Here is a 24,038-nt window from a genome sequence, read left to right as displayed (position 1 = left end):
GGTGGGGTCAGGCCTTGCCCGGCCAGGCGCTGACGAACTCAGCCAGATCCACCTTCTCTGCCACGCGCGGCTCCTTCAGCGGTGTGCCAAGGTACAGAAACGCAATCACCTCTTCCCCCTCGGCCAGTCCCAACCCTTTGGCCACATGCGGCGAATAGGCCAGGTCACCGGTACGCCACACTGCGCCAATGCCTTGTGCATAGGCCGCCAGCAAGATGCCGTGTGCCGCACATCCAGCCGCCAGCAACTGCTCGGATTTCGGATATTTGACGTGATCCTGCAACCGGGCAATCACCACGATCACCAAAGGCGCGCGCAGTGGGCCGTTGCGCGCCTTGTCGATGGCCGCTTCAGTGACTTCGCCGTCCTGCAGCTTCGCCGCTTCGGCCAACAACTCGCCCATTTGCTCGCGCGCCGCGCCTTCGACCGTCAAAAAACGCCACGGCTGTAAATGACCGTGATCCGGTGCACGCATGGCAGCGCCAAACAGCACTTCGCGCTGTTCTTGGGTAGGTGCCGGCTCGACCAGGCGCGGAACGGAAACACGGTTGAGCAAAACGTCGAGAGCCTGCATCGGCCACCTCCTGAAAAAAATGTGCGGCTATTCTAGCTGCAAGTACTACCGGAGTGCCGGTTTACATGCCCTGCCCCGCAGGTAGAATGGCGCCTTTCTTATTTCAGCCGAGCGGATTTCATGGCGTTGCCGACCCTGCGTCTCATTGGTTTCATCATCGGCATCTTCCTGATAACCCTGGCCATCGCCATGGTCGTGCCCATGGCCACGCTGGTGATCTTCGATCGCACCGGCGATCTGCCGTCGTTTCTCTGGGCCAGTATGATCACCTTTGTCGCCGGCCTGGCCCTGATCATTCCGGGACGCCCCGAGCATATCCATTTGCGGCCACGGGACATGTACCTGCTGACCGTCAGCAGCTGGCTGGTGGTGTGCATCTTCGCCGCGCTGCCATTTTTGTTGACCCAGCACATCAGCTACACCGACTCGTTCTTCGAAAGCATGTCCGGCATCACCGCCACGGGTTCGACCGTGCTGAACCACCTCGATGACATGTCTCCCGGCATCCTGATGTGGCGCTCGTTGCTGCACTGGATCGGCGGCATCGGCTTCATCGGCATGGCGGTGGCGATCCTGCCGCTGCTGCGCATTGGTGGCATGCGGCTGTTTCAGACCGAGTCGTCGGACCGTTCCGAAAAAGTCATGCCCCGTTCGCACATGGTGGCGCGGCTGATCGTGGCGGCCTACGTCGGCATCACCATCCTCGGCAGCCTGGCGTTCTGGTGGGCAGGGATGAGTCCGTTCGATGCGATCAACCATGCGATGTCAGCGATTTCAACCGGTGGGTTTTCCACCTCGGACCAGTCCCTGGCCAAGTGGACGCAACCGGCCGTGCACTGGGTGGCCGTTGTCATCATGATTCTCGGCAGCCTGCCGTTCACCCTGTACGTGGCGACCCTGCGCGGCAACCGCCGGGCGCTGATCAAGGATGAGCAGGTTCAAGGCCTGCTCGGCATGTTGCTGGTGACCTGGCTGGTCCTCGGCACCTGGTACTGGTGGACCACCCAACTGCATTGGCTGGACGCGCTGCGGCATGTGGCGCTGAACGTGACATCGGTGGTGACCACGACCGGTTTTGCCCTGGGGGACTACAGCCTGTGGGGCAATTTCTCGCTGATGCTGTTCTTCTATCTGGGCTTCGTAGGCGGCTGTTCAGGCTCGACCGCGGGCGGGATCAAGATCTTTCGCTTCCAGGTGGCCTATATCCTGCTCAAGGCCAACCTCAACCAGTTGATTCACCCCCGTGCGGTGATCAAGCAGAAGTACAACGGTCATCGCCTCGATGAAGAGATTGTGCGTTCGATCCTGACTTTTTCGTTCTTCTTCGCCATCACCATCTGTGTGATCGCGCTGCTGTTGTCGCTGCTCGGCGTGGACTGGATGACCGCCCTTACCGGCGCGGCCAGCACCGTATCCGGTGTCGGCCCCGGCCTGGGTGAAACCATTGGCCCGGCCGGCAACTTCGCCTCGCTGCCGGACGCCGCCAAGTGGATTCTCTCGTTCGGCATGCTGCTGGGCCGACTGGAGATCATTACGGTGTTTGTGCTGTGTATACCGGCGTTCTGGCGTCACTGACCGGTACAGGCACTTGCACCAGCCGCGAACGGTACTCACCGGGCGTGGTGTCGAACCAGCGACGGAAGGCGCGGAAGAAGTTGCTCGGATCGGCAAACCCCAGCAGGTAAGCAATCTCCAGCAGCGTCATGGTCGGTTGCGCCAGGTACTGCTCGGCCAGCTCTCGCCGGGTGTCGTCGAGTAACGTCTGGAAACTCGTGCCCTCTTCCTGCAAGCGTCGCTGCAACGTGCGTTGGGACAGGTGCAGCGTCTGCGCCACGGCATCGCGCTTGGGTTCGCCCTGGGGCAACAAACGGCACAGCACCTGGCGTGCCTTGTGGGTCACACGACTCTCGGAAAACCGCGCCAGGTACTCGCCGGCGAACCGGTCATGCAGCAGCGCCATGGCCTCGTTGGCGGTCGGTAGCGGTGCTTCCATGTCGGCGCGTTCGAAAATCAACGCATCGTAAGGCGCGTTGAACACCAACGGCGCATGGAAGGCTTGTTTGTAGGGTTCGAGATTGACGGGTTGGTCGCCCTGCACCAACACCTTGCGCGGTTGCAGCGTGCGTCCGGTCAGCCAGCCGCACAGCGCCAGGGCGCAGGCCAGTGAAGCTTCGGCGCTTTGCCGGGTCGGCGGCAGATGATCGCCGTGCACCGTCAGAATCAGCCCGTAGCCCTCATCCAGCAGCCGGAAACTCAGGTCGGCGCTTTCGGCAATGATCCGCTGATAACGCACCAGGCGCTGAAAGCCCTCGGCCAGGGTCTGGCTGGACATCAATGCGTAACCCGCCACATGAAACTGCGCCGGTCGCACCACCTTGCCCATGTTCAGGCCAATCGCCGGGTTGCCGGACAGCTCGACCGCACGTTGCCACAGTCGTGTCATGGAGTCTTGCGGGAAGCGTGCATCCGGATCATCCAGTGCCGCGTAGTCGAGCCCCAGTTGTTTGAACAGAACCCGGCAATCCAGGCCGTCCATTTCCAGTGCCTTGACAATCCCCATCGCCCAGCTTGCAGAAGTCGTTCGTTCGCTCATGTCGGGTTCTTACATGATGAGCCGCCAATCACGGCCAATTTCCGAAGGATACTAAAGTGGCGCCGATTGTCACTGGCTGCCGCCAATGATCACTCTAGACTTAAATAAGCTACCCGCCGAACAACTTGCAGTCAGAACAATAACCACAGAGATCGCAGTCGTGGAAAACATCAGACGGTTCAACAGCTTCGCCGAGTTCTACCCGTATTACCTCAGCGAACACAGCAACAGTACCTGCCGCCGATTACACTTCATCGGCACCACACTGGTCATTTTCATTTTGGCGCTGACCATCGGCCGAGGCGCCTGGATGCTGTTGTGGGCCTTGCCGCTGGCGGGTTACAGCTTCGCCTGGGTCGGGCATTTCTTCTTTGAAAAGAACCGTCCTGCGACCTTCCAGCATCCCTTCTACAGCCTGCTTGGCGATTTCGTCATGTATCGGGACATGATCCTGGGACGCGTATCGTTCTAGACAAGAGGATTGCCGATGAATGCCAACGCCCGTTTCACCCACATGAAAGATGGCACACAGGAAGACTGGGCGATCATCGCCGCGGATTTCAGTGCCTATGCCCGGCAATTGCCGACCCGGATCGTGGCGCACCTGAAGCTGCTGGAAGGTGATTTCGGTGGATTTCCGGTGGATCGCCTGACCCACTCCCTGCAAACCGCCACCCGCGCCTGTCGTGATGGCCGCGATGAAGAATATGTCATCTGCGCCCTGCTCCATGATATCGGCGACACCCTGGGCTCCTACAATCACCCGGACATCGCGGCGGCGATTCTCAAGCCGTTCGTCAGCGCCGAGAATTTGTGGATGGTGGAAAAGCACGGGATCTTCCAGGGCTACTATTTTTTCCATCACCTGGGCATGGACCGGCACTTGCGCGAGCAATTCAAAGGTCATCCGCAGTATCAGGCGACCATCGAGTTCTGCGCGAAATACGATGCGGCGGCGTTCGATCCGGCGTATGACACGCTGCCGCTGAGCTTTTTTGAACCGATGATGGAACGGTTGTTTGCCCAGCCGAAGAATTCGATCTACAAGGCGGCGATGGAAGAGCGCGCGCCAGCCTGATAGATCCAGTGGGACCGCTTCGCGGTCCATCGCGAGCAGGCTCGCTCCCACAGGGGATCTGCGGTGCATCGCAAATCATTGTGGGAGCGAGCCTGCTCGCGAAGAGGCCCGTCCATACACCGCGACTTTCAAGCCAACTCTGCGACCTTCGCCGCCTTCAACTGCGCCTCGCGCGCCTGAGCATCGGCCAATCGATACAGCTCGATCGTGCCATCCCAATGCTCGATCAGCGCCGTGCACGATTCCACCCAATCGCCGCAATTGAGGTAATCGACCCCACCCACCTTGCGAATCTCTGCATGGTGAATGTGCCCGCACACCACGCCATGCAGTTCGCGCTTGACGCATTCATGGGCAATGGCCTCTTCAAAGTCGCTGATGAAGCTGACCGCGGTTTTCACCTTGTGCTTGAGGTACGCCGACAGCGACCAGTAGCCGTAGCCATAACGGGCGCGCCAATGGTTGAGCCAGCGATTGAGGGTCAGGGTGAATTCGTAGGCTGAATCACCGAGAAATGCCAGCCAGCGGTGGTAACGGGTAATCACGTCGAACTGATCGCCGTGGATCACCAGCAGATGCCGGCCATCGGCGGTGACGTGCACTGCTTCGTCCACCAACTGGATGTTGCCCAGGATCAGCTTCGAATAGCGGCGCAGGAATTCGTCGTGGTTACCCGTGACGTAAATCACCTCGGTGCCGCGCTTGCTCATGGTCAACAGGCGCCGGATCACATTGGTGTGAGCCTGCGGCCAGTACATGCCGCCGCGCAGTTTCCAGCCGTCGATGATGTCGCCGACCAGATAGATTTTATCCGCGTGATAACCCTTAAGAAATTGCGACAAGTGCTCCGCCTGGCAATCGCGCGTGCCCAAATGCACGTCGGATATCCACAAGGTCCGCACACGTTGCTTACGACTGGGTTTGGCGAGCTCGGCGCTGGTCATGGATAACCCTCAAGACTGGTTTTGGCAAGCTTGCGCCAGCCGGGTTAATTGCCCATGACAGCGACAAGTCAGTCCTGTGACAACGCGAGCCCGCCGGGTCGGTGTAGACTGCCTCCTGACTCATCAAACCTGCCATGAGACCCGCGATGAGACCGATCCTCACACTTCGCCAGTACACCGAAGACCTGATCGTCCACAGCCACGAGCACGCCCAACTGGTGTTCGGGCTGTCGGGTGCGCTGGATTTCGAAGTCGACGGACGTGGCAGCCAGGTGGTTCAACAGAGTTTCGTGGTGGTTCCTTCGGGTTTTCATCATGCGTGCGGCAGCACCAATGGCAGTCGTTGCCTGGTGCTGGATGTGCCCGATGATCAATGGCTTTGCCGGTCCCTGGGCGATCATGCCGAGGCCAGTCGCCGCCTGCTCGATAACGCCGGCCGATTATCACTGGATGCCGGGCAAAGCCAATTGGTCAATTGGCTGGCCAACAGCCCGGTCGATGACCCGGTGATTGCGCAACAAGGCGCGGTGCTGTTGCTGGCCAGCCTCAACAACGCCAGGCCCGACAGTGTGGGTGGTCGGCGCCTGCCCTATGCTGCGCTGAATGCACACATCGACCAATACGCCGCCTACCCGCTGCAAGTCGCCGATCTGGCCCGCGTCGCCGGTCTCTCCAGCGCTCGCTTGCATGCGCGGTTCGTGGCCGAATGCGGGCAGACGCCAATGGATTACATCCGCAGCCGACGCCTGCACAAGGCCGTGGCCTTGCTGCGCGATTCTGCTCTGCCCATCGGCGAGATCGCCTCTCGCGTCGGTTACAGCTCCCAGAGTGCCTTTGCCGCCGCGGTGCTGCGTGAGTTCGGTGCATCGCCCGGCAAGTTGCGGCGCGAGGCTGGCGACAAATAACGCGAGTCTGGCGACAGACACAACGGCAACGGGCGCGGTTAAATGGCCGGGTTCATTACGTTTACCAAGGATTGCCATGACTCCCCGTACCGCCCTTGGCGCCCTGCATATCGGCGCACTGATGTTCGGCCTCACCGGCGTGTTCGGCAAACTCGCAGCCGCTTCACCGGCCATCATCGTCTTTGGCCGAGCGGCATTCGCGGTGTTGGCGCTGGCGTTCTTTGCGCGATTGGCCAGCAACACCCGCTGGCAAAAACTCGAAGCCGTGGATTGGCGCCGCCTGCTGCTCAGCGGCTTGTTGCTGGCAGGGCACTGGGTCAGTTTCTTCATTGCGGTCAAGGTTGCCGGCGTGGCCATCGCGACCCTGGGCTTTGCCAGTTTCCCGGCCTTTACCGTGATCCTCGAAGGGCTGGTTTTCCGCGAGCGGATTCGGACCAATGAAATTCTGCTGGTGGCGCTGGTCAGTGCCGGGCTGGTGTTGGTGACGCCTGATTTCGACCTGGCCAGCGGTGCCACCACCGGCCTGCTCTGGGCGGTGGCGTCCGGCTTGCTGTTCGCCCTGCTGTCGCTGACCAACCGCGCCAGTTCTGCACGCATCCCGCCGGTGCAGGCGGCGCTGTGTCAGAACGTGGTGGTCGCTTTGTGCCTGCTGCCGGTGGCGGCACCGCAATTGAGCGAAGTGCGTCCCATCGACTGGCTGTGGATCGGCCTGCTGGGGGTATTTTGCACCGGCGTTGCCCATAGCCTGTTCGTTGCCAGTCTGGCGGTGATCAAGGCCCGGACCGCCGCCGTGGTCTTCGCCCTGGAGCCGGTTTATGGCATCACCGTGGCCTGGGTGTTGTTCGATGAAAACCCGACCCTGCGCATGCTGCTCGGCGGCGCGCTGATCATCGTCGCGATCGTGGTATCCAGCAGGCTCTCAAGTAGCTCGAGCAAGAAAGCCGTTGCCGCTGAAGCGGCATCTCACTGAGTGCGGTCGTTGTGCCCCAGGTCGCGGTCCGGATCGATCCGGTCGCGAACCCGCTGCTTGAGCACCTTCGCTTCCGGAAAACCGCCGTCGGCCTTGCGCTCCCAGATCTGCACCTCGTCGCAGAAAATGTGAAAAACCCCACCGGTTCCCGGCACCAGGGACACTTTGCCAAGGTCGTCGCCAAACGTACTGAGCAACTCCTGGGCCAGCCAGGCTGCTCGCAGCAGCCACTGGCACTGGGTGCAATAGGTGATGACGATTTCGGGTTTGAGAGTAGTCATGGGGGGTGGAATTCCTGAGGGCAGTAGGCGCCACAATGATAACCAATGCGGGAGCGGGCAAGCCCCGCATTGGGTCGTTGTCGCTATTCTATCGAATACCGGCCAATAGACTCTGGGCCGTCTGCTTCAGCGGCTCATCGCCTTCCTTGAGCAACTCGTTGAGCAGCTCAATGGCGCTGTCCAGGTCGCCGTCATCGATGCAGGTCTGGGCTCGCGCCAGTTTGCCTGCATGACTCGGTTCGACCGGTTCAAGCTCCAGCGATGGATCCGGCTCACTGAATTCGTCAAGAAAGCTGTCACCCAGGGACTGAGAGACCGACTCGACTTCCCAATCAATCCCGGGTTCGCTCAGCACCGGCTCACTCGATGGTCGGGTTGGCGAGTCTTCGTACGGGCCGGTCAGGTCCCAGCTCGTATCCATCGACAGCTCATCGAGGTTCAAATGGAACTCGTCTCCAGGGATGGCTTGAGGTGCCGCGACGATGGGCGGTGCGATAGTCGTGGCGAGGGCGATCGGTGCGACCAGATCCAGCTTCGGATGGTGCGCCCGTATGCCCTGAAGCTTATGCGTATCAAACCCGGCGTTTCGCAGGCTGGTTTCTTGTGCCTCATAGGCCGCGACGTCACCTTGCTTGCCCAGCACCTCCAACAGTTGCACGCCCACTTCGGTGCGTTGCGGCTCCTTGACCATCGCCTCTCGCAAAAGACTGACGGCTTCGCCATAACGGCCGTAAGTCAGATAGATCGCGACCACTTCCATCACATCGTTTGCAGGCGTCTCTTCAGGATGAGCGTGTGCCGGTCGCAGCACACTAGTGTGCGCCACGGGTTCTACTGCGCGATTGAGCGGTGGTTCATGCCGGGACGGCTGCCCCTCTTCCACTCCGAACGTTGCCTGCCTCTGCTGCCGTTGACGGCGAACCAAAACAGCCAGCAATACCAACGCCACCAATACCAACAATCCGCCGATCAACAGCCAGTCAGGACTGGACGTTTCAACAATGACTGGTGTTGGCGCCACAGCGACCGGGGCGACAGGTTCCGCAGGCGTTTGCCTGATCTCGGCCAATTGGGTTTGCAGCGAAGCCACCTGCTGTTTCTCGACAGCGATCCGCTCTTCCTGAGCCTGAAGCTTCGCATTGAGTTCATCAATGGTGGCCTGCAACTGCTGGTTCTGCAGAGCGCTGGCAGCCAGTTGTTCGGCAAGAGGGTCCGATGTGGGTACGGCAGCAGGTTCTGGCAGCGATTCCCTGGGCGCAGGCGTGGGCGCAACGGCGGGCTGGACGCTCGGAAATGCCGAAGCCGGGCGACTGGACAGCGGTTCATCACCGGCGGGCACAATCCCCGGCGTACCCGGTGGATCGATCAAGACTGTGTATTCTCGCAGCACACGGCCATTGGGCTGGTTGAGCTGCACCAGGAAATTCAGAAAGGGTTCATTGACCGGCTTGTTGGAAGTCACCTGGATCAAGCTGCGGTTGCCCCGCAGGTTCGGTGTGAATTTCAGGTCATTGAGGAAAAATACCCGCTCGACACCCGCGCGGTTGAATTCGTCCGCCGTTGCCAGACTGACCGAAAGTTCGCCCTCCTCCAGACCGGCGGCATCCACCAGGGCAATGTCGGCGCGTAGCGGCTGATTGAGCGCCGAATGCAGGGTGATTTCACCCAGGCCCAACGCCGACGCCAGCGCCGACCAGGTGACAGCAGCACCGGCCAGCAACCCTCTGGCGCAACAACGTACAACGAATAGCCGACTCTCAAGCATGAGCATCCCTTAGATAACCAGAACCACCTTGCACGTGTTCGCACATCCGGTACGAACACGATATTGCGCAGTAGTTCTTATAGTCGGCTAAAAGCGCTATCTCAAAAGTCTGGCCCGGGGTTATGCCTCAAGATTTTTCCAGGTTCGCCAGAATGTGCCCGTGAACCCGCATGCAGACCTTCAAATCCTCCTCATCGACGCCTTCGAACAATTCGTGCCGCAGTTGGTTGGCGATGGTTTCAATTTGTTCGATCAGAGGCCGCGCCGGAGCGCACAGGACAATTTTCTTCGCACGACGGTCTTCCAGAACCGATTGACGTTGCACCAGCCCCTGGCTCTCCAGACTGTCTAGCAGCCGGGCCAGGGTAGGTCCCTCGACGCCGACGCTTTGCGCCAGCTCTCGTTGGGTCGGGGCTTCGTCGAAACGCGCCAGGTGCAACAGCACCAGCCAGCGTGCCTGGGACAGTCCAAGGCCAGCCAGACGGCGGTCCAGTTCGGCACGCCAGCCACGCGACATCTGGGCCAGTTGCATGCCAAAGCGGTGTTGTTCGGTTAACGGCATAAAACACTCATGGTTAGACTGAAATAGAGAAAAACTAATTATTAGTCAGCTAAGCATGAGCCTCGATTTGAGGCAAGGCTTGTTCTGTACTGAATCGTTACATCAGTGAATCCAGTCACTTAAATCTCGAATTCGGACTGTAGTGCCGCCCGGACACAGTACAAAACACCCTCCGGCACTCGACCCGCAAACAGGGCGGAAATCTCCGACACGGGCGGTAGCTCACCCTCTCCATCGAGAAACGCATCCTGAACTTCGCCCATCAAGTCCTCGGGCAGATCCAGCGCCTGTTCCAGGGACAACTGCTGCTTGCCAATGGCTTCGGCGAGCATGGTATAGACGTTCTTTTCCGAGCATTGCAGCTGGCCGGCGATCTGCATCGGTGTCATGCCGGCTCGCGCCAGGGTGATCAGCTCGTGGCGCACATCGGCCACCGGCTTCGGTGCCTCGACCTGACCGCCGAGGACTTCGAGGAAGGCCTCGCCATAACGTTCCAGCTTGCGGGCGCCGACACCGCTGACCCTGGCCATTTCCGCCAGCGAGGTCGGTTGGCTGCGCAGCATTTCCAGCAAGGTCGAGTCAGGGAAGATGACGTACGGCGGCACGCCATGCTCTTCGGCGAGTTTGCGACGCAGGGCGCGCAAGGCTTCCCATTGTTCGCGCTCTTCGCCACGGACCAGTTGGCTGGCCTGGCTCTTGCTGGTTTTCACCGTGGCTTGCGCCTTGAGGTCGCGGCGCAGCTCCAGGGTCACTTCCCCCTTGAGCAGCGGCCGGCACGTGTCGCTCAGGCGCAGGCCGCCGTAGCCCTCATGATCAACGTCGGCCAGGCCACGGGCCACCAACTGGCGGAACAGCGAGCGCCATTCGCTTTCGCCAAGCGCCTTGCCAACACCGTATACCGACAGGTGCTGATGTCCGAAGCTGCGTACCTTTTCGTTATCCTTGCCCAGCAGCACATCCACGAGATGGCCCACTCCGTAGCGCTGACCGGTGCGGAAGATCGCCGATAACGCCTGACGTGCTGGCTCGGTGGCATCCCAGGTCTGCACGCCATCAATGCAGTTGTCGCAGTGGCCACAGGGCTGCGGCATGTCTTCGTCGAAATAGGCCAGCAGGGTCTGGCGGCGGCAGCGGGTCTCTTCGCACAACGAAAGCATCGCGTCGAGCTTGTGCTGTTCCAGGCGCTTGTGACGTTCGTCACCCTCGGAGTTCTGCAGCATCTGCTTGAGCATCACCACATCTTGCAGGCCGTAAGCCATCCAGGCATCCGCCGGCAGACCGTCACGGCCGCCGCGCCCGGTTTCCTGGTAATAGGCCTCAAGGGACTTCGGCAAATCCAGGTGTGCGACGAAACGCACGTTGGGTTTGTCGATGCCCATGCCGAAGGCTACGGTGGCGACCATGATCAGGCCTTCCTCGTTGAGGAAGCGCTTCTGATGGTAGGCGCGCAAATCGTTGGGCAGGCCGGCGTGGTACGGCAGCGCCGGGAAGCCCTGTTCGGTGAGGAACGCAGCGACTTCCTCGACTTTCTTGCGCGACAGGCAATAGACGATGCCGGCATCGCTGCGCCGCTCGGCGAGGAACGCCAGCAGTTGTTTGCGCGGCTGTTCCTTGGGCACGATGCGGTAAAAAATGTTCGGCCGATCAAAGCTCGACAGAAAACGCTCGGCGTTTTGCAGGTGCAGTCGAGTGACGATTTCCTCGCGGGTGCGTTTGTCCGCGGTTGCGGTCAGGGCGATACGCGGCACGTCGGGAAACATTTCCGCCAACTGGCCCAGTTGCAGGTATTCCGGACGGAAGTCGTGGCCCCACTGTGACACGCAGTGTGCTTCGTCGATGGCGAACAGGGCGATGTTCAGCCCTTGCAGAAAGGCCAGCATGCGCGGCTGGACCAGGCGTTCCGGCGCAAGGTAAAGCATTTTCACCTCACCGCGCCGAATGCGGGCCGCCAGATCGCGTTGTTGCTCGGCGCTGAGGGTGGAGTTCAATGCAGCGGCGGCCACGCCGAGCTCTTCGAGGGTGGCGACCTGATCGTCCATCAAGGCGATCAGCGGCGACACCACCACCGCCAGGCCTTCGCGCAACAGCGCAGGCACCTGGAAGCACAGGGATTTGCCGCCACCGGTAGGCATCAGAACCAGGGCATCGCCGCCACTGGCCACGCGCTCAATGATTGCACCCTGACGGCCACGGAAACTGTCGTAGCCGAAGATGTCCTTGAGGACGCGTTGAGCCTGTTCGAGCATAAAAACTCCAAAAATCACCGAAACATCCCTGCCAAGGCTGGTGCAGAACGCGCAATGCTGCACCGACAAATCGTAAGTGCGCATTGCATGACGCTTCACATTTCAGCCATGACGCCAGCAGGGCATCACAAAACGCGCGAGTATACCCGAGCCCCGTCCGGCAAAGGGCGCCGCTGAGAAGACACCTGAATGCCATTACCATGCAAAACCTGTGGGAGCGAGCCTGCTCGCGAAAGCGGTGGGTCAGTAAACATTGATATTGAATGTAATGCCGCCTTCGCGAGCAGGCTCACTCCCACAAGGATTACGGTGTTGTGCAAGGCCACAAGGGTGCAAATATGCCGCGCGGCTGGCCCAAGCGCTCAAGAAGGCCTAGAATTCCCGCATCGAATATTCCCCAAGGTAGCCCTTTAATGTCCTTCGCTGAGCAACTAACCCGCCTGCAAGTCTTCCTCGACGCCGATGAACTGCATGACGAGGCGCTGGACTACGTGGCCGCCCACGGCTACCTCACCGCCCTGTCGATCTGTTCCGAAGTCGTACCCGATCGTGAGTGGATCGACGCTTTGTTCGCCGAAGAGCCACATTACAGCGGCGAAGCCCAGCGCGAAGAGATCGAAGCCACGCTGATCGGCCTCAAGGCCCACATCGCCCGTCAACTGGCTTCGGATGAAGAGTTCGAGCTGCCATGCGACCTGGATCTGGGCGACGACCCCGATGACTCCGAACTGCGCGGCTGGTGCATCGGTTTCATGGAAGGCGTGTTCCTGCGCGAAGAAGCCTGGTTCGAAACCGCCGAAGACGAAGTCAGCGAAATGCTGCTGCCGATCATGGTTGGTTCGGGCCTGTTCGACGAGCAACCGGAGTTCTCCGACATTGCCGCCGACGCCAACCTGATGGACGACATGATCGTGCAGATCCCGGAAGCCCTGACTGCGCTGTACCTGCTGTGCAACGCACCAGACGAAAAGCCGGCGATCCTCAAGCCTCGCCACCACTAAGGTCCGGCCTATGGACAACCCCATAGGCAACCGCCCCCTGATGTTGCGCTACATGCTGCTGGCCATCGGCTGGCTGAGCGTAGCGCTGGGGGTGATCGGGATTTTCCTGCCGGTGTTGCCCACCACGCCTTTCCTGTTGCTGGCGGCCGCCTGTTTCGCCCGCAGCTCGCCACGCTTCTATCAATGGCTGGTCGATCATCCACGGCTCGGCCCATGGATTCGCGACTACCTCGACGGCAACGGCATTCCGCTCAAGGGCAAGGTCTACGCCATCGGCTTGATGTGGGCGAGCATTCTGTTTTCCTGCTATCTGGTGCCAATGCCCTGGGCACGCGGGTTCATGCTGACCAGTGCGGTGTTGGTGACGGTTTACATCCTTCGGCAGAAGACCCTGCGCACACCCTGATTGCCGACCTTTGAAAGGGGGGCATATCCATTTCTACGACCCCTACTCAAGGTATTGGGAACACGCGAACCTGTAGGAGCCGGCTTGCTGGCGAATGCGTTGTATCAGGTACTGCATTGTTGAGTGGACTGCCGCTTTCGCCAGCAAGCCGGCTCCTACAGGGGGACGCATACTTGTTCGCCGACGACCAGCCCTCCCCCACACCAAACACCACCTAGACTTCACAACTCTGCATCCGAGCCGCCCGCCATGCCCCGCAGTCCGCGTAGTCCAGGATGGCCAACGCCCCGGCTTCGGTTCGGCGGCTGGCTGCTGCTGAGCGGTTTTCTGCTGAGCATGCTTGGCAGTGCCTGGGCCGACTGGGATTTTGCGCAGATCCTGCTGGCCGCCGAACATCACTACGGCACCCTCGACCCGGCGCGGGGACGAATCGAGGCCTGGGGTCGAATGCTGCATGACGAACGCAATGCACCCGAGCGCGAACAGCTGGATGCGGTCAATCGCTTCTTCAATCAGCAACTGAGTTTTCAGGACGACACGCGCATCTGGCATCAAACCGATTACTGGGCCACGCCCGTCGAGTCCCTGAGCAAGGGGGCCGCCGACTGCGAGGACTACGCCCTGGCGAAATATTTCAGCTTGCGCCATCTCGGGATTCCCAGCGAAAAGCTGCGCATCACCTACGTCAAGGCGCTGACCCAGAACCAGGCGCATATGGTGCTAACGTTCTATAGCAGTCCCAGCGCCGACCCGCTGGTGCTCGACAACCTGATCGGCGACATCCGCCCGGCTTCGCAACGCAAAGACCTGCTGCCGGTGTACGCCTTCAATGCCGAGGGCCTGTACCTGCCGGGGAGCAATGGCGGCAAACGCAGCAGCGACTCGAAAAAGTTGTCGCGCTGGCAAGATGTATTGCAAAAGATGCAGACTGAAGGCTTCGCCGTAGGTGATGGTTGAAGCTGCCGCAAGGAGCGCTCCATGAAACTGCGCAACCAATTGTTTCTCGCCATATGCCTGTTCCTGCTGGTGGCCTTCAGCGGCAGCTTTTTTGTCAGTCTGGAAAGCTCACGCGAACAGATGCTCGGTCAGTTGCGCTCCCACGCCCAGGACGCAGCCACGGCACTGGGTCTGTCGCTGACCGCGCAGATCGATGATCCGGCGATGATGGAACTGATGGTCAGTTCAATTTTTGACAGTGGCTACTTCAGCAGCATTCGCATCATCGACGTCGAGGGTGAACAGGTGCTGGTGGAGCGCAACGCACCGGCACGGATCGAGGGCGTGCCAGGCTGGTTTGTCAGTCTGGTCAATCTGCATCATCAGGGCGGTGACGCGTTGATCATGCGCGGCTGGGAACAGGCGGCACGGGTCGAAGTGCTCAGTAATCCGCAATTTGCCCTGACCAAACTCTGGGACAGTACCCTCGGCAGCCTGATCTGGCTGGTCGTGTGCGGATTACTCAGCGCCGTGTTCGGGGGTTGGCTGTTACGTCGGCAACTCCGTCCACTCGAAAGTTTGGTCAAGCAGGCCGAAGCCATCAGTAAACGCGAGTTCCTGAGCCTGCCGAAACTACCCCGCACACCGGAATTGAAACGCGTCGTGCTGGCAATGAACCAGATGGTCGAGAAGCTCAAGGCGTTGTTCACTGAAGAGGCGGCGCGCAGTGAAAAGCTGCGCAGCGAATCCTATCAGGACAGCCTGACCGGGCTGGCCAACCGACGCTTGCTGGATGAACAACTGGCAGACCACTTGCTGGTCGCCGAGCAACATTGCGACGGTCATTTGCTGATGTTGCGGATCAATGACTTGACCGGTCTCAATCAACGCCTGGGCGGACAACGCACCGATGCATTGATCGGCACAGTCGGCGAACTGCTCAAGCGTCTGACCCAACTGCCTGAACGACGCACCTGGCTGGCGGCGCGCAACCGCGGAGGTGAATTCAGTCTGCTGACGCAGGGTCTGAGTACCGAGGACGCCGCACGCCTCGCCGCCGAAATCAGTGCCACCCTGGAAAACCTGCGTCAGACCGGTGCGAGTGACTGCATGCCAGTTGCGCATCTGGGTATCGTCGCCTACCACCCCGGTGAACCGGCCAGCGAGGTGCTCATGCGACTTGATCAGGCGCTGACCCAGGCTCGACAACACCCCGAGCGCCCCTGGGTACAACTGAGCCACGTCGAGACCGCACCGAACCTGTCCCAATACGATTGGCGCAGCTGGATCGACGACGCCCTGACCCAAGGTCAGTTAGTGCTGTATTTCCAACCGGTAGTGCAATGTGCCGACACCAGTGAAGTGCTGCACCACAAAGTCCTGGCACGCCTGCTCGATCCGCAGGGCCAGGCGATTGCCGCCGGACATTTTCTGCCGTGGATCGAGCGTCTCGGCTGGTCCGCGCGTTTCGACCTGGCCATGCTCGAAGCGACCCTCGAATACCTTGCCGTCAATCGCTGGCCGTTGGCACTGAGCCTGTCCGGCAGCACCTTGCGCGATCAGCCGCAGCTGCAACTGATCCTCGACATGCTCGAATCTCTGCCGGAACTGGCACCGTTGCTGACCCTGGAAATCGATGAACGCCAACTGCCGCCTCCCGAGGAGCTGCAGCGATTGAGCCATAGCCTGCTCGACACCGGCTACCGCATCGGCCTGCAGCATTTCGGAGGCAGCTTCAGCCAGATCGGTAACCTCACCCAATTGGGCCTGGCGTATCTGAAAATCGATGGTGCCTACATCCGGCATATCGATGAACAACAGGATAAACGGCTGTTTATCGAGGCGATCTTCAGGGCCACCAACAACATTGATTTGCCATTGATTGCAGAAATGGTCGAGACCCAGGGAGAGCTGGAGACGATCAAGGCGTTGGGGGTATTCGGGGTGATGGGCAGATTGATCGGGCCGCCGGAGCCGATGTGAATAACTCCATGTAACCCTTTGGGAGCGAGCCTGCTCGCGAAAGCGGTGGCTCAGTCAACATCACTGTTGAATGTGAGTCCGCATTCGCGAGCAGGTCGCTCCCACAGGGGATTTGTGTGAACCAGGCCTTCAGATCACACGGTATCCACCTTCAACGAATGATCATTGAGCATGCCGTTGATGATGGTTGCCGAGTCTGCACCGGAGATCACCCCGCCCGCCCCTGGCGTGACGCCGTAATGGCTGGCCAGGTTGACGCCGGCCAGGTCGATGGTCTGGTTCGGTGCCGCGCCGGCCATGGCGCTGACGTCGATGCTGGTCACCAGTGATGCACCGCTGCCACTGACGGTGAAGTGCAGGTAGTCATCCAGCGAGGCCGCCGTGCCGTTCTCCCCTTGCAGCAGTTGCGACAGGTCGAGTTTGTCGGTGCCCGGCGTGAAGTCGGTGATCACGTCATGGCCGCTGTTGCCCTTGAGCCACTGGAAGGTGTCGGCGCCGCTGCCGCCGGTCAGGGTGTTGTTGCCCAGGCCACCGATCAGCAAGTCGTCCCCGCCGCCGCCATTGAGCACGTCGTTGCCCAGGCCGCCGGTGATGATGTTGCTGTTGTTGTCACCGGTCAGGTTGTCGTTGTAGTTCGAACCCACGAGATTCTCGATGCCCGTCAGGGTGTCGGTGCCGGCACCGAAGGTATTCTGCGCCCCGGTCAGCCCCAGATTGACCGTGACGCCAGCCGTGGCATGAGCGTAGCTGGCGGTATCGTTGCCTGGGCCGCCGTCGAGCAGGTCATTGCCCGGCCCGCTGAACAGCAAGTCATTGCCGGCACCGCCGTGCAACTCGTTGTTGCCGGTACCTGCGATGAGGATATCGTTGCCGTCACCGGCATTGAGGATGTTGTCGCCGCTGCCCGCCACCAGCGTGTCGTTGCCGGCGGTCCCGGTGAGGGTGTGCCCATCCTGGTAGCTGATCGTCACGTTGGCGCTGTCGCTGCCGCCATGGCTGTCGCTGGTGATGTAGGTGCCGTGGTAGTCCGGGGTGATGTCATGCGCACCGGAATAGTCGAGCTTCATCGTCAGCTGGTAGCTTTCCGAGTTGTTGACGCCGCTGCCACTGGTGTTGGTGATGTTGGTGACGTGGATCTGGTACACGCCGTCCGACGCCGCCGTGATGGTCTGGCCATCGGCGAGCGCAATCCAGGCGCCGCCGTTGATGGAGTACTCCATGGTGATATGGCCGGCGGCCAGGTTGTGGTCCAGATTGAGGGTTTCGCCCTGTTTGAGGTTGACGGTGATACGGTCCTCATCGTTGGTATTGGCCGCGGTGACCGGCCCCAGATAACCACTGATCACCAGCAATGCCGTCATCGTGGCGGTATTGGCCGCGAATGCACCGCGCACATCGGCCAGGTTCTGGTTGCTCGGTTTGACACCGCTGCCGGAGAAGTTGATCGCACCGGCACCGGTGAAGTCCGCGCCTTTGGCCAACCAGCCCGTAGTGAAGGTGGTTGGCGATGCGTTAAGCGAATCGCCATCAGGATCGGTGTCATTGGCCAGCAGCAACTCGCCCGGCACCGTTATGTTGCCCGAGAGCACGTTGGTGATGATGTGATCATCGGTGGCCACCGGTGGCGCATTCGGAATGACTTTGACTACCAGGCTCGAACTGGCGAGATCGCCATCGTTGTCGCTGACGGTGAAGCCGATGTTTTCGGTGAACACCACCGAGGTGGTTTTCTGCGACACGTAGCTGTATTCGCCCGTATCGAGGTTCACCACCAGGGTGCCTTTGTTGTCGGTGGCGATGCTCAAGGTGTTGTTGATGGTGTTGAAGGTGCCATGGTTGGCGCCGCCGCTGAAATTCAGTGAACCCTGGTTGCTGTTGCCTTTCGGGTCATAGGTGTAAGTGGTGCCATCGACGGTGATGGTTTTGACGAAGCCGCCATCGGCCCCGAACGAACCACCCTCGCCCAGCAACGAACCGGTGACAGGCACACCGATAACGGTGCCCGAGAGCACCGAGTTGAGCTGCCCGAGGTCGGTGACGATCACCGCGTTGGTATTGGTGCCTGCGCCGGTACCGTCATAGGCCAGCGGATCGAGGGCATCGTTGTCGACGCCTTTACCCAGGCCGATCGCGTAGCTCTTGATCTGATTCTCGGTGAGGAAATCTTTCCAGTTCGCCTCGTCCCCTCCGCCAATGGAGCCTTCGTTGGGTTTGCCGTCGGAGAAGAAATAGCCGACGTTCTGTGCCCCTGTCAGTTTGCCGTTGGTGTTGAACGCGTCTTGCGCCACAGCCACCGCCGCGTCGTAGTTGGTACCGCCGCCCGCCGACAGGCCGGAGATGATCGACTTGGCCGTGGCCACATCCACCCACACCGAGGTTTTGTCAGTGGCGTTGCTGCTGAACGTCACGATCTGCACTTTGACATCGCCAAGGTCGTCGTACTTGTCGAGCAATGCACTGATCGCCTGCTTGGCCAGCTCCAGCCGCGAGAGACCCGGTACACCCGATGAGTCGGCCATGCTGCCGGACACGTCAATGATCAGCAGCAGGTTGGAGTCGATCTCGACCGCTGACACCGACCGCTCCGAGGCCACGGCTTTGGGCACGTCATCGACGATGTTCACCACGATGGTGCTGGTGACGGTGTTGCCCAGGGAATCGGTGGCCTGATAGGTGAAACTTTCATGGGTGACATTGGCGCCGTCATTGGCGTGGGGCGTCGTGCTCGGTGGTGACGTCAGGGTGTAGGTGTAGGTGCCGTCGGGGTTGAGCAGGATCTGCCCATACGTTCCGGTGGCGCTGCCGACCAGGGTGTAGGTGATCACCCCGACAGCCCCGGTGACCGAGCCGACCAGCGTGCCGCTGGCGGTTTCGCCGGTATTGCCCGGTTCGCTGCCAATGACGTTGCCGGCAGCCAGGTCCTGGCCGTCCTTGCTCAGGTCGAGGGCTTTTTCGTACACGGTGACGTCGCTGTCGCTGACCGCTTTCAGGCAGCTGTTGTACACGTCGATGGTGATGGTCGTGGTGCTCTCGTCGCTATCGGCATCGCGCACGGTGTAAGTGAAGGTATCGGTAGCGCCCGGCGCGCCGACCGAGTTCTGGTTGCTGTGATAGACCGCATTGCCGTGGGCATCGAGGGTCAGGTAGCCGTAGGTGCCATTGATCTGGCTGTTCAAGCCGCCGATGGCCGAGGTCGAGGTGTCCGAACCGGCGCGCACGCCCACCACCGCGCCACTGGCCGCCGGGCCGTCGGCGCCGCCGATGTCGTTGTCCAGCACGTTGCCGCTGACGGTGCCGCCTTCTACCACGGAATCGTGATCCGCCTTGGCGGTCGGTACGTCATCGACGATGTTCACCACGATGGTGCTGGTGACGGTGTTGCCCAGGGAATCGGTGGCCTGATAGGTGAAACTTTCATGGGTGACGTTGGCGCCGTCATTGGCGTGGGGCGTCGTGCTCGGTGGTGACGTCAGGGTGTAGGTGTAGGTGCCGTTCGGGTTGAGGTGAATTTGCCCGTACGTTCCGGTGGCGCTGCCGACCAGGGTGTAGGTGATCGCCCCGACAGCCCCGGTCACCGAGCCGACCAGCGTGCCACTGGCGGTTTCACCGGTGCTGCCCGGCTGGCTGCCGATGACGCTGCCGGCGGCCAGGTCCTGGCCGTCCTTGTTCAGGTCCAGGGCTTTTTCGTACACGGTGACGTCGCTGTCGCTGACGGCTTTCAGGCCGCTGTTGTACACGTCGATCGTAATGGTCGTGGTGCTCTCGTCGCCATCGGCATCGCGCACGGTGTAGGTGAAAACGTCGGTCGCGCCGGGGCCGCTCACGCTGTTCGGGTTGCTGTGATAGACCGCATTGCCGTGGGCATCGAGGGTCAGGTAGCCGTAGGTGCCATTGATCTGGCTGTTCAAGCCGCCGATGGCCGAGGTCGAGGTGTCCGAACCGGCGCGCACGCCCACCACCGCGCCACTGGCCGCCGGGCCGTCGGCGCCGCCGATGTCGTTGTCCAGCACGTTGCCGCTGACCGTACCGCCCTCCTGCACGGAGTCGGCGTCGGGTTTGGCGGTCGGCAAATCGTCGACGATGTTGACGTTGATTTGCCCGGTGGCGGTGCTGCCATCGGTGTCGGTGGCAACGACATTGAAGTGCTCGGTGAGGCTGTTGGCGCCATTGGCGTTCGGATGCGCTTCGTTATCCACCAGGGTGTAGCTGTAGCTGACCACGCCGGTCGCCGGATTATAGCCGGTGATGGTAAAGGTGCTGCCCAAGGGGGTGGTGATGGTTTGCGGAAAACCTGCGGCCACGCCACCGCTGACCACGGTGATGCCACCCACGGTCAGGGTTTGCAGGCCATCCAGCGCGCTGACGGTGAAGGTACCGCTCTGGGTCAGGGCCGGGGCATTGGGGCTGGTGCCGTCGCTGAGGTTCTTTTCATAGACCGTCAGTTCGCCGCCCTGCGCATCGAGGCCATTGAGGGTCACGCCATCGTCGTTGTTGTGAATGTTCAGTATCAGGTGGGCGGTGCTGGTGTCGCCGTCGGCATCGGTGAGGGTGTAGGTGAAATTTTCGGTGCCGCTGCCGCCGCCATGCAGCGCTTTGAAATCGGCATCGCTGGTGTTCAGGGTGTAGGTGTAGGTGCCGTTGGCATTGAGCACCAGGGTGCCGTAGGTACCGACGAACGTGCCGGGGGTGATCGGGCCGCTGCTCGGGCCGACCGGCACGCGGTCCGCGCCTTGCACATCGTTGGTCAGCACGTTGCCATTGAGGACAAGGTGAGTTTCCGATGCCGTGCCATTGTGGTCGTCGTACGCTTTGGGCACATCATCGGTGATGTTGACGTCCAGTGAACCGGTGGCGGTGTCGCCATTGCTGTCGCCAGCCACCACGGTGAAGTGTTCGCTGAGGGTGGTGCCGTCACCGGATGTATGGGGCTCGTTGCCGTTGAGGGTGTAGCTGTAACTCACCACGCCCGTGGCCGGGTTGTAACCGGTGATGGTCAGGGTACTACCCAGCGGCGTGGTGATTGACTGCGGGAAGCCTGCGGCGATACCGCCGCTGATGACGCTGATCCCGCCGATGCTCAGGTTGTTCAGCCCGTCGAGCGCCGTGATGGTGAACGTGCCGTTCTGGGTCAATGCCGCGGGATTGCTGGCCGAGCCACCGGCGAGATTGGCTTCGTTGACGGTCAGTTCGCCCCCCGCCACCGACAGCCCGTTGAGGGTCACCGGGTTGTTCACGGCAGGCGTGATCACTGGCGCCGGGGTGTCATCCCCAGTGTTGATAGCGGCATCGTGCCGCTCTTCGGGAAATTCGGGAATGCCATTGAAACCGGCTGTAGGGAAGCCGATGATCGGATCGACCCGCCCGCCCACTTCCTCAAGCAATACAAAACTGTGGCCGCCGCCCAGTGCGCCACCGCCAGGCCCGGTCGAACCCGGCCCGGCCGCCGTGGCTTCGGCGGTCTGCGTCGGGTCATCACCGGCAGCAATGGCTTTTTGCAGTTGCTCGACATCGCTCAGTTGCGTCTGGCTCGGCGTCACCGCTTCGGCCGTGTTGACGTGGGGCGATTCATGGGCGAGCAACTGAGCGTTCATTTGCAGGCTGCTGCCCCGTCCGAGGGTCAGTTCCTGGCCATTTTCCAGATGCACCGCCACGGCACCTTCGGCCCCGGTATTGAGTTGTTCACCGGCGAACAATCGGTCGCCCTCGATCAGAACGCGACGAGTCCCGTCGCCCGCCACTGCGAACACCTGACCGATGACCTTACTGACGATACCGATGAGCGTAGCCATGTGCATCTCCTCCGCTGCCAACATGCTGTCGGCACTTTTTTGTTGCGAAGAACATGCTCATGGATGGCTCAAACGGGTTGCCCGGCGGATCGTCTACCGGTCAGCGGGGTTACTTGAGTAAGCCGCTGCCCTGGCGACGATCTCGCCCGGCGTGTTGCCCGCAGGTCACGTAGCGGTTTGAAGTAATCCCTTTGCAATCAATGGCATTGGAATCCAAATCACAAACAGGTGCCCTGCAAGCGAAGCGTAACGGTCCTGAACCACCAGTGTGACAAAAAACCGTCACTCAATTCCGCTACACATCCCTCCCCTCCAGCACTTCTCCGCCCTATGTCGATAAGTGAATCGAAACTTTTCACGAGCCCGAATGAGCGCCCTAAAGCTCATAAATCAAGGGCTTCGCCAGTGAACAATGTGCTGGATTTTGCAGAGCGCATAAGTTTTTTTCGGCATAACCGCTATGAAAAATTCTTCTTAGCTTGTCCCCAGAATGTTCTTAGCTCTGATGTTAAAAGCATGAAACGGTTTACCTATAAAAGTCGTCAAATAATTGGCGACTGATAAAGCACCATCAGGAATCAGGGAGATACATCCATGCGCCGATTAAGCCCCCTCTGCACTGCCGTTTTACTGGCCATGGCCTGGACCTCTCAGGCTCATTCCATGTCATTGACCGAAGCGATCCAGAGCACTATTGCGACCCACCCTGAACTGGCGTCGCGGGTGGACAGCCGTCTGTCGGCTGATGAGGACGTGAAGGTCGCCAAGGGGGGCTTTTATCCATCGGTTGACCTGAATGCCGCCTACGGGCGCGGGTACAGCGATAACACCAATACCCGGGCGTTCGGCGATCACCACACGTCGATCCTCAACTACACCCAGTCGGAACTGCGCCTGCGCCAGATGCTCTTCGATGGCTTCAATACTGCCAATGAAGTCGAGCGCACCAAAGGCGTGGTCAACTCCCGGGCCTATTACGCCCAGGGCACCGCCCAGGATCTGGCCCTGCGCACCATCGAGGTCTACCTCGAAGTGCTCAAGCGCCGTGAACTGGTGACACTGGCCAAGAACAACCTGCAAGCCCACTTGCGAGTCAACGACCAGATCGGCCTGCGCACCCAACGCGGTATCGGCAGTAATGCCGACGCCGACCAGTCCACCGCTCGCCGGGCACTGGCGGAGAACAACCTCGACACCGCCGAAGTGGACCTGGCGGATGCGGAAGCCAATTTTGCCGCTGTCGTAGGTCGCCTGCCCGATGAACTGGAAGCCCCGCCTTCGACGCGAGGCGAACTGCCGGCCACCCTGCTGGAAGCCCAGCAAAGCATGGTGGAAAACAACCCCTACCTGAAGTCCGCGCAGGCCGACGTGCAATCGGCCGAGAGCCAGTACGAGGTCGCCAAGTCGCCGTTCTACCCACGCTTCGACGCCGAAGCCGCCGTAGGCGCCAACAACAATATTCAGGGCGACAAGGGCCATGACAACGAATGGCGAGTCGGCGTGGTGATGAACTACAACCTGTTCCGTGGCGGCAGCGACAAGGCTCGCCTGCAATCCGACGCGCACAAGATCAATCAGGCAATGGACATCCGCAACAATGCCCTGCGCCAGCTCAACGAAAACATCCACCTGGCCTGGAACGCCATGGTCAACGCCAAGAAGCAGACCCCGACCGCCCGTGAATACGCCGATACCAGTAAACGTGTGCGCATGGCCTATCAGGATCAATTCGGCCTCGGCCAACGCACCCTGCTCGACTTGCTGGACAGTGAAAACGAACTCTACAACGCCAACCGCCGCTACACCGAAGTGCGCTACACCGAGGAGTTTTCGATGTACCGGGTCCTGGCCAACATGGGCCAGCTGTTGAGCAAACAGCGGGTTGTATTGCCTGCCGATGCGATTGCCCAGGCCGAAGTCAAAAGTGAAGCTCGTCTGCCGGAACTCAAATAGGGCCCTCTGTAGGAGCGAGCCTGCTCGCGATGATCGTTAATGATGACGCGGG

Annotated in this window: 18 protein-coding genes; 10 read left to right on the top strand and 8 right to left on the bottom strand. The window is 60.7% G+C overall.

Annotated elements, in window-relative coordinates:
* Nucleotides 1-7: 7 nt before the first annotated feature.
* Nucleotides 8-574 (bottom strand): NAD(P)H nitroreductase, encoded by a 567-nt coding sequence (locus tag BJ917_RS15120; RefSeq protein ID WP_121103746.1) that lies wholly within the window; start codon nt 572-574, stop codon nt 8-10.
* A gap of 120 nt (nt 575-694) precedes the next feature.
* On the opposite strand from BJ917_RS15120, the gene BJ917_RS15115 reads away from it, so the two are divergent.
* Nucleotides 695-2,149 (top strand): TrkH family potassium uptake protein, encoded by a 1,455-nt coding sequence (locus BJ917_RS15115; RefSeq protein WP_096512865.1) that lies wholly within the window; start codon nt 695-697, stop codon nt 2,147-2,149.
* Here BJ917_RS15115 and BJ917_RS15110 read toward each other — a convergent pair.
* Nucleotides 2,106-3,167, bottom strand: coding sequence for an AraC family transcriptional regulator (locus BJ917_RS15110; RefSeq protein WP_217910642.1), 1,062 nt, complete (start codon nt 3,165-3,167; stop codon nt 2,106-2,108). The two genes, BJ917_RS15115 and BJ917_RS15110, sit on opposite strands and share 44 nt — an antisense overlap.
* A 160-nt stretch (nt 3,168-3,327) precedes the next feature.
* Here BJ917_RS15110 and BJ917_RS15105 point away from each other — a divergent pair, with 160 nt between their 5' ends.
* Together BJ917_RS15105 and BJ917_RS15100 are read left to right on the top strand one after the other, a co-directional pair.
* Nucleotides 3,328-3,639, top strand: a complete 312-nt coding sequence (locus BJ917_RS15105) for a DUF962 domain-containing protein (RefSeq protein ID WP_096512867.1) — start codon at nt 3,328-3,330, stop codon at nt 3,637-3,639.
* A 15-nt stretch (nt 3,640-3,654) separates the two neighbouring features.
* Nucleotides 3,655-4,245, top strand: a complete 591-nt coding sequence (locus BJ917_RS15100) for an HD domain-containing protein (RefSeq protein ID WP_121103745.1) — start codon at nt 3,655-3,657, stop codon at nt 4,243-4,245.
* A gap of 128 nt (nt 4,246-4,373) precedes the next feature.
* Here the strand turns inward: BJ917_RS15100 and BJ917_RS15095 are convergent, their stop codons facing one another.
* Complete coding sequence (locus tag BJ917_RS15095) at nt 4,374-5,189, bottom strand: UDP-2,3-diacylglucosamine diphosphatase (protein ID WP_096512869.1); 816 nt, start codon at nt 5,187-5,189, stop codon at nt 4,374-4,376.
* Nucleotides 5,190-5,335: 146 nt separating this feature from the next.
* On the opposite strand from BJ917_RS15095, the gene BJ917_RS15090 reads away from it, so the two are divergent.
* Both BJ917_RS15090 and BJ917_RS15085 read left to right on the top strand, forming a co-directional pair.
* The gene (locus BJ917_RS15090; RefSeq protein ID WP_096512870.1) at nt 5,336-6,094 is read left to right on the top strand and encodes an AraC family transcriptional regulator; all 759 of its coding nucleotides are present in this window, start codon (nt 5,336-5,338) and stop codon (nt 6,092-6,094) included.
* Nucleotides 6,095-6,170: 76 nt separating this feature from the next.
* On the top strand, nt 6,171-7,064 hold the full coding sequence (locus BJ917_RS15085) for a DMT family transporter (protein ID WP_096512871.1): 894 nt from the start codon (nt 6,171-6,173) through the stop codon (nt 7,062-7,064).
* On the opposite strand, the gene BJ917_RS15080 is transcribed toward BJ917_RS15085, so the two are convergent.
* The 4 genes from BJ917_RS15080 to recQ all read right to left on the bottom strand — a co-directional run bounded on the left by BJ917_RS15080 (nt 7,058) and on the right by recQ (nt 11,918).
* Nucleotides 7,058-7,345, bottom strand: a complete 288-nt coding sequence (locus BJ917_RS15080) for a SelT/SelW/SelH family protein (protein ID WP_096512872.1) — start codon at nt 7,343-7,345, stop codon at nt 7,058-7,060. The genes BJ917_RS15085 and BJ917_RS15080 overlap by 7 nt on opposite strands.
* Before the next feature lie 88 nt (nt 7,346-7,433).
* The gene (locus tag BJ917_RS15075) at nt 7,434-9,110 is read right to left on the bottom strand and encodes a FimV/HubP family polar landmark protein (protein WP_121103795.1); all 1,677 of its coding nucleotides are present in this window, start codon (nt 9,108-9,110) and stop codon (nt 7,434-7,436) included.
* A 127-nt stretch (nt 9,111-9,237) separates the two neighbouring features.
* Nucleotides 9,238-9,672: a MarR family transcriptional regulator gene (locus BJ917_RS15070; protein WP_096512873.1), complete on the bottom strand. Its 435-nt coding sequence runs from the start codon at nt 9,670-9,672 to the stop codon at nt 9,238-9,240.
* A gap of 119 nt (nt 9,673-9,791) precedes the next feature.
* A complete protein-coding gene (recQ, locus tag BJ917_RS15065) occupies nt 9,792-11,918 on the bottom strand; it encodes a DNA helicase RecQ (protein WP_121103744.1) in 2,127 nt (708 codons plus the stop codon).
* A gap of 413 nt (nt 11,919-12,331) precedes the next feature.
* Between recQ and BJ917_RS15060 the strand changes: the two genes are divergently transcribed.
* From BJ917_RS15060 to lapD, 4 genes are all read left to right on the top strand, one after another.
* Nucleotides 12,332-12,919, top strand: a complete 588-nt coding sequence (locus BJ917_RS15060) for a YecA family protein (RefSeq protein ID WP_007975277.1) — start codon at nt 12,332-12,334, stop codon at nt 12,917-12,919.
* A 10-nt stretch (nt 12,920-12,929) separates the two neighbouring features.
* Nucleotides 12,930-13,325: a YbaN family protein gene (locus BJ917_RS15055; RefSeq protein ID WP_096512876.1), complete on the top strand. Its 396-nt coding sequence runs from the start codon at nt 12,930-12,932 to the stop codon at nt 13,323-13,325.
* 249 nt (nt 13,326-13,574) lie between these two features.
* Nucleotides 13,575-14,282 (top strand): cysteine protease LapG, encoded by a 708-nt coding sequence (gene lapG / locus BJ917_RS15050; RefSeq protein WP_121103743.1) that lies wholly within the window; start codon nt 13,575-13,577, stop codon nt 14,280-14,282.
* A 21-nt stretch (nt 14,283-14,303) separates the two neighbouring features.
* A complete protein-coding gene (lapD, locus tag BJ917_RS15045) occupies nt 14,304-16,244 on the top strand; it encodes a cyclic di-GMP receptor LapD (RefSeq protein ID WP_121103742.1) in 1,941 nt (646 codons plus the stop codon).
* A 134-nt stretch (nt 16,245-16,378) separates the two neighbouring features.
* Here the strand turns inward: lapD and BJ917_RS15040 are convergent, their stop codons facing one another.
* On the bottom strand, nt 16,379-22,033 hold the full coding sequence (locus BJ917_RS15040; protein WP_121103741.1) for a retention module-containing protein: 5,655 nt from the start codon (nt 22,031-22,033) through the stop codon (nt 16,379-16,381).
* Between the two features lie 594 nt (nt 22,034-22,627).
* Between BJ917_RS15040 and BJ917_RS15035 the strand changes: the two genes are divergently transcribed.
* Nucleotides 22,628-23,986: a TolC family outer membrane protein gene (locus tag BJ917_RS15035; protein ID WP_096512879.1), complete on the top strand. Its 1,359-nt coding sequence runs from the start codon at nt 22,628-22,630 to the stop codon at nt 23,984-23,986.
* Nucleotides 23,987-24,038: the final 52 nt, after the last annotated feature.

The sequence above is a fragment of the Pseudomonas sp. WPR_5_2 genome (genome assembly GCF_003634475.1).
Taxonomy (GTDB): domain Bacteria; phylum Pseudomonadota; class Gammaproteobacteria; order Pseudomonadales; family Pseudomonadaceae; genus Aquipseudomonas; species Aquipseudomonas izuensis.
This window is presented reverse-complemented; position numbering and strand designations above follow the sequence as displayed.